The organism is Streptomyces sp. NPDC052079, assembly GCF_040680275.1.
GTDB lineage: Bacteria > Actinomycetota > Actinomycetes > Streptomycetales > Streptomycetaceae > Streptomyces.
This window is the reverse complement of record NZ_JBFAWL010000001.1, coordinates 87,303-93,497: the sequence shown is the minus strand read 5'-3', so window position 1 is coordinate 93,497 and position 6,195 is coordinate 87,303. Positions and strand designations below refer to the sequence as shown.

At 73.3% G+C, this 6,195-nt stretch carries 6 protein-coding genes and 1 pseudogene; 3 read left to right on the top strand and 4 right to left on the bottom strand.

All coding sequences use genetic code 11. The annotated features are described in order from the left end of the window. Positions 1–307: 307 nt before the first annotated feature. A pseudogene (locus tag AB0L56_RS00455) lies at positions 308–598 on the bottom strand (tetratricopeptide repeat protein); the annotation flags it as partial. A 160-nt stretch (positions 599–758) separates the two neighbouring features. On the opposite strand from AB0L56_RS00455, the gene AB0L56_RS00450 reads away from it, so the two are divergent. The 3 genes from AB0L56_RS00450 (at position 759) to AB0L56_RS00440 (ending at position 3,092) form a co-directional block, all read left to right on the top strand. Continuing rightward, positions 759–1,271 (top strand): DUF6668 family protein, encoded by a 513-nt coding sequence (locus AB0L56_RS00450; protein WP_365417364.1) that lies wholly within the window; start codon positions 759–761, stop codon positions 1,269–1,271. Next, positions 1,268–2,410, top strand: coding sequence for an amidase (locus AB0L56_RS00445; protein WP_365418788.1), 1,143 nt, complete (start codon positions 1,268–1,270; stop codon positions 2,408–2,410). Before AB0L56_RS00450 ends, AB0L56_RS00445 begins: the two co-directional genes overlap by 4 nt. A 97-nt stretch (positions 2,411–2,507) precedes the next feature. Further along, on the top strand, positions 2,508–3,092 hold the full coding sequence (locus AB0L56_RS00440) for an NAD(P)H-dependent oxidoreductase (protein WP_361031186.1): 585 nt from the start codon (positions 2,508–2,510) through the stop codon (positions 3,090–3,092). Positions 3,093–3,099: 7 nt separating this feature from the next. Here AB0L56_RS00440 and AB0L56_RS00435 read toward each other — a convergent pair whose 3' ends face one another. From AB0L56_RS00435 to AB0L56_RS00425, 3 genes are read right to left on the bottom strand one after another with little or no spacing between them, the layout of a single operon-like run. Continuing rightward, positions 3,100–3,975, bottom strand: a complete 876-nt coding sequence (locus AB0L56_RS00435; protein WP_365417360.1) for an ABC transporter permease — start codon at positions 3,973–3,975, stop codon at positions 3,100–3,102. Beyond that, a complete protein-coding gene (locus AB0L56_RS00430; RefSeq protein WP_365417357.1) occupies positions 3,962–4,936 on the bottom strand; it encodes an ABC transporter ATP-binding protein in 975 nt (324 codons plus the stop codon). Before AB0L56_RS00430 ends, AB0L56_RS00435 begins: the two co-directional genes overlap by 14 nt. Before the next feature lie 34 nt (positions 4,937–4,970). Continuing rightward, positions 4,971–6,194, bottom strand: a complete 1,224-nt coding sequence (locus AB0L56_RS00425) for a DUF2092 domain-containing protein (RefSeq protein ID WP_365417354.1) — start codon at positions 6,192–6,194, stop codon at positions 4,971–4,973. Position 6,195: the final 1 nt, after the last annotated feature.

Genomic DNA, 6,195 nt, shown 5'->3' with positions numbered 1-6,195 from the left:
CCCCACCCCGCACAGGCTCAGCACCAGGCGCCGGCTGCGGGCCCTGGACAGACTGCGATTCCCGGCCAGGCTCCAACCTCCGCCCAGTCTCCGACCCCGGCGCGGGCTCCACACCCTGCACAGGCTCAGCACCAGGCGCCGGCTGCGGGCCCGGAGCAGACTGCGAACCCCGGCCAGGCTCCGACCTCCGCGCAGTCTCCGATCCCGGCGCGGGCTCCACAGCCCGCACAGGCTCAGCACCAGGCGCCGCCTGCGGGAGGTGGTGTGGGGTGCGGTTTTCGGGCGGGCCCATTGGTGCCGGGCGGCCGGTGAAGTGGCTGGAGCCGTCCGGGTCGACCTGGAGCGGGACGACGTAGCCGATGCGTTCGTCGTGCACGGTGGCGAGGACCGCGTGGCCGGAGGCGATGGCGATGCGGTGGAGGCGGTTCAGCACCGCCTGCTGGATCTCCTCACCGGGTCCCGCGATCACCGCCACCCCGCCGACAGTGCCGGGCCCGCCCGCGACGGGGACACGGACGTCGATCGGCATTGCCGCAAGGTTCGCCGCGTGCGCGGCCTGCTGCTGTTCCCGCTTCTTCTCGCGGCTGAGTCGAGACATCGTCCCCTCATTCGGGTCGTACCACCTACCGTCGAGTCTGTCCGCTCGCCCGCGCTTCTCACGTCACCGCGTTGTCACAGCCTCGTCCCAACGGCCGTCCCGTCCGGTTCCCCGTCCCTCCGGCGGCATGAAGATCGACGTGGCGAGCAGGAGAGGGGGCATGGGGACAGGCATGCGACAGGGACCGGAGATCTGGATCCGAGGGCCGGTGGCGGCACCGGAGGCGGAGGCGGCTCCGCCGGAGACCGCCCCCGCACAGGCGACGGCCCGGCGCTTCTCCTGGGTGGGCCTGCACGGCGGTGCCGGCGTCTCGACACTCGCCGCGGTCTACGGCGGTCACGACAGCGGACGCGTCTGGCCCGGCCCCGCGGATCCGCAGTCCGTGCTCCTCGTCGCCCGGACGCACGCCACCGGCCTGGACGCCGTGGTCCCCGCCACGGAGGTGTTCCGGCGCGGGGAGGCTCCGCAGGGGCTCGACCTGGACGCCGTGGTCCTGGTGGCGGACGCGCCGGGACGGCTGCCGCGCCCCCTCGCCCACCGGATCCGGCTGATCGAATCGGTGATCGACGTGTACCGCGTGCCCTGGGTGCCCGAGTGGCGGCTGGGTGACCTGAGCGGCCGGCCGCCCCGCGAGACGGACCCGCTGGCCCGTCTGACCGGCGCGTCGCGCTGAGCTGGGACGGCGTCGAGGAGATCGCCTCCGCCGTCCGCGCGCCGAGACGGCGGGCCGTTGAGGTGGTCGCGGAGGCGCTGGAGCGGATCGGACGGGCCGATCCGAAGCTGTGCGCGTTCCTCGAGGTGTGGGGCGAGGAGGCGCTGGGGCGGGCGGACGCGGTGGACGCGCGGGTCGCCGCCGGGGAGCCGCTGCCACTGGCCGGGGTGCCGATCGCGGTCAAGGGGCGGCGCGGTACGGCCGCGGCGGGACCGCTGCTCGCGGCCGGCTGTGTCGCGGTGGGCGCCACCTCGGTACCCGGGCCCGGTACGCCCTGGCAGACCTGGGGGCTCGGGGCGTACGGCCGTACCGTCAATCCGTGGCGGGCCGACCGCACGCCGGGCGGCTCCTCGGCCGGGTCGGCGGTCGCGGTGGCGGCGGGGCTGGTGCCGCTGGCGACGGGCAGTGACGGCGCGGGCTCGGTGCGGATCCCGGCGGCGTGGTGCGGGGTCGTCGGGCTGAAGATCACGGCCGGCCGGCTCCCCTCGCCCGACTGTACGGGTCTGGCGGCGCCCGGGGTTCTCACCCGTACGGCCGTGGACGCGACGGCGTGGTGGCGGGTGATGTCGGGGCGGCCCGCCCCGGCCGAGACCCCCGTGACCTTCCCGGTCGCCGCCGTCTGGTCCGCCGGTCTCGGCTTCGCCACGCCCGACCCGGAACCCATCGACCTGGCCCGGGCGGCGGTCGGCCGGCTCGTGGACGCCGGGGTCGTACGGCTGGTGCGGCCGTCCCCGCCCCTTCGGCTCCTCGACCCCGCGGCGGCCTGGCTCGCCCTGCGCACCCCCGGCGCAGACCCGGCCGACGCCCACCGCGTCCGCGCCGGGAACGACGCCCGCCTGGCGGCCCTCTTCGCCCGCACCCCGCTGCTGCTCACCCCCACGGCGCCCACCGCACCGCACGGCCACGACGGCCCCGGTGACGTCTACTCGACCGCGCTCACCTGGGCGTTCAACGTCAGTGGTCACCCCGCGCTGAGCCTCCCGGCCGGGTTCGGTGCCGACGGCTGTCCGGCAGGACTCCAACTGGTGGCGGCCCACGGACGTGAGGAGGTGCTGCTCGCCGTGGCGCGGGAGGCGGAACGGCGCGGTGCCACCGGCTGACGGACGCCGCTTGGCGGATTGCTTGCGTGTGCATATGATGCACGTGCACTGTTACTGGCGAACGCGTACGCGTTACGCCGAGCACTTGGGGATGATCATGACTCGCCGCTTTCTCTTCGTCCTGGGCAGCTCCCGCCCCGACGGCAACACCGAGCTGCTGGCCCGCCGGGCCGCCGAACAGCTGCCCTCCGACGTGGAGCAGCAGTGGATCGACCTCACCGCCCACCCCGTCCCCGACTTCGCGGACCTGCGTCACGACAGCGACCACGTCCGCCCCACCGAGGGCGCCGTGGCCCAGCTCCTCGACGTCACACTGGCGGCGACCGACGTGGTCATCGCCTCGCCGCTGTACTGGTACTCGCTGTCCGCGCAGACCAAGCGCTACCTGGACTACTGGGCGGGCTGGCTGCGCACTCCGGGGCTGGACTTCAAGGCGACCATGGCGGGGCGCACCCTGTGGGGCGTCGCCGCTCACGCGCACGAGAAGCCGCAGGTCGCCGACCCGCTGGTCAACAGCCTGAACAACACGGCCGCCTACATGGGGATGCGGTTCGGCGGGGTGCTGCTGGGCAACGGGAGCAAGCCGGGTGACGTACTGAAGGACACGGAGGCGCTGACCCGGGCCAAGACGTTCTTCGCCGATGAGACGCCACTGGCCCGCTTCCCGTACGAGGCCGGCTGATGTGCTCCTAGGCGGTGATGTCCTTCGACGTGAACCTCGCCCACGCCGCCGAGCCGAACACGGCCGCGTAGAGGGCCTGGAGGCCCAGATTCTTCGTCAGGTCGTCCCAGTAGACCGGCTCCCGCATCAGGTCGGCGAAGGACAGCCAGTAGTGGGAGAAGAGATAGGGGTGCAGGGCGTGCAGTTGGGGGATCTGGTCGAGGATCTGGACCGTGATCAGCAGCCCGACCGTGGTCGCCATCGCCGCGATGCCGCTGTTGGTCAGCGTGGAGACGAAAAGGCCGAGCGCCGCCACGCCGATCAGTGACACGGCGACGACCAGGGCGATGAGCAGCGCTCTGGCCAGGCCCTCGCCGAAGCCGATGCGGGTGCCCGAGATGGTCGTGAGGTCACCCAGCGGGAACAGCAGCGCGCCGACGAGCAGCGCCGAGACGGCGACCACCAGGGTGGCGACCAGACAGAAGGCCATGACCGTCGCGTACTTGGTGAGCAGCAGACGGGTGCGGCCGGCGGGGGCGACCAGGAGGTAGCGCAGGGTGCCGGCGTTCGCCTCTCCGGCGAGGGCGTCGCCCGCGACCACCCCGATCGCCATGGGCAGGAAGAACGGCAGGGTGGCGGCGAGCGCGGTGAAGACCAGGAACAGTCCGTTGTTGGTGATCTGCGAGATGAACGCCGGGCCGCCGCCCCCGCCGCCCCCGCCCCCGGCCGGTGAGCCGTCGCCGGTCTCGATCCGCACGGCGATGCCGACGAGGACCGGTACGGCCGCGAGGACGCCGAGCAGGGCGAGGGTGCGCCAGCGCCGGAACGTGGTGAGCAGTTCGCTGCGGAACAGGCCGAGGGTCCACAGCGGGCTCGTCCTTGGCACCGCTTCAGCCCGCGACATCGAATCCCTCCCCGGTCAGTGCCACGAACGCGTCCTCCAGCGAGGCCCGTTCGACCCCGAAGCCGCGGACCCGGACACCGGCGGTGACCAGGGCCGCGTTCACCTCGGCAAGGTCGCGATCGGGCGCCTCGCCGGTCACCCGGTCCTCCGCCACGACGACATCGGCGACCCCCTGCTCCTTCAGCACCCGGGCGGCGTCCGCCGGGTCCGGCGTGGTCACCACCAGCCGGCCGCGAGCGCCCGCGCCCAGGTCGGCGACCGGGCCCTGGGTGATCAGCCGGCCCTGGGCCATCACGGCGGCGTGCGTGCACACCTGCTCGATCTCGTCGAGGAGGTGGGAGGAGAGGAAGACGGTGGTGCCGTCCGAGGCCAGCCCGCGGATCAGCGTGCGGATCTCCCGCATGCCCTGCGGGTCCAGGCCGTTGGTCGGCTCGTCCAGGACCAGCAGCCGACGCGGCTGGAGCAGGGCGGCCGCGAGGCCGAGGCGCTGCTTCATGCCGAGGGAGTACGCCTTCGCCTTCTTGCCGGCGGCGGCCGTGAGGCCCACCCGGTCCAGTGCGGCGGCCACGCGGGCGCGCCGGGTGCGCGGATCGGCGGTGGGGTCGGCGGCGTCGTAGCGCAGCAGGTTGTCCCGGCCGGAGAGGAAGCCGTACAGGGCGGGGCCCTCGATGAGGGCCCCGACGTGCGGCAGGACGGCGCGTGCGGCGCGCGGCATGGGGCGCCCCAGGACGTGCGCCGTGCCGGAGGTCGGCTCGATCAGCCCCATCAGCATGCGGATGGTGGTGGTCTTGCCCGAGCCGTTGGGGCCGAGGAAGCCGAAGACGCTGCCCGCCGGAACGGTCAGCCGCAGACCGTCGACGGCGAGCTGTCCGCCGCGGTAGCGCTTGGTGAGCCCGCGGGTGGTGATGACTCCCTCACCCGCGTGCTCCCCGTCCGGCTGGCCGGCGGACGTCTCTGCCATCGGCTCCCTCGTTCCCTGTCCTGTCGTACGGGGCCTACTTCCCCCCGTCGGCCGCCTTCACGAGCGCGTCCTTGGTGACCGTACCCACGTAGACCTTGCCGTCCTCGGTGATCAGGGCGTTGACCAGACGGGTGCTGAGCACCGTGCCGGTGCCGAAGTCGCCCTTGACCTGGTCGCCGAGCGAGCCGAGGAAGCCGCCGAAGTCGCCGCCGGCCTCACGGGTGGGCAGGCCGCCCTCGCCGCCGGTGTCGAAGGTGGCGATGGAGTTCCAGCCCTCGCCGAGCATCTTCAGCCCGTCGAGGCCCTTGCCCAGGTCCTCCTCCGACTTGGGGGCCCGCTCCCGCTTCCGGGGGTGCTCCCGGCCGTGGTCGAGTTCCTCGTCCTCGGTCACCTTGGCACCCTTGGGCGGGGTGAACGCGAAGGTCGACGCGGCCGGCCGGTCGAAGCTCACCTTGGTGAAGCCGACGTCCACGACGGCCGCGCCGCCGCTCGACGGGGTGAGCGTGAACTTCAGCGGCATGCCGGTCTTATGGTCGACCGCGATGCTGATCGCGCCGACCGTGGAGCCGGACTGCTTCGGCTCGATGACCAGCTTGTAGGCGTCCCGGCCGGCCACCTGGGCGGTGCCGTCGACGGTCACGGACGTGGTGTCGTCGACCGCCTTCAGCGCCTCCTCGGCGAAGTCCTTCGGGGTGGCCGGGGGCTGCCGCTCCCGCTCCTCGCCGGACGTGTCGACGGTGCCGTGGTAGACCTCGTTGGACTCGCTGTCGTAGCCCCAGAGGTCCTCGCCGTTACGGATCAGGCTGTACTCGGCGGCGTCCTCGAGGAGCGACACCTTCTGCCGGTCGGGGCCGTCGGCGGCGACCCGCAGCGTGTGCGTGCCGGACGCCAGTTCGGTGAGCTTGGCGGACGGTTCGGCCGAGGAGCCGCCGCCCTCCTCGCCGTGCCCCATCGCGCCGGACGCGATGCTGTTCTCCAGGCCGCCGAGGTTCGGCAGTCCGAGGTCCGTGGTGATCTTCACGGTGCCGGACAGCTGTTCGACGTCCGATGTCGCGATCTTCTCGATGAGCTGCGCCGCGGTGATCTCCGGCAGGTCGGGGTCGCCGGAGCTGGCGATCGCGGGGACGAGCCCGATGGTGGCGGCCGCCACTCCCATCACCGTGACCGGGACGACGTACCGCGCGGCCCTGCGCCGCCCCGTGCGCGGCTCGTCGACCTCCTCCGCGGCCGTCGTGTTCTCGGAATCGTACGGTGCCATG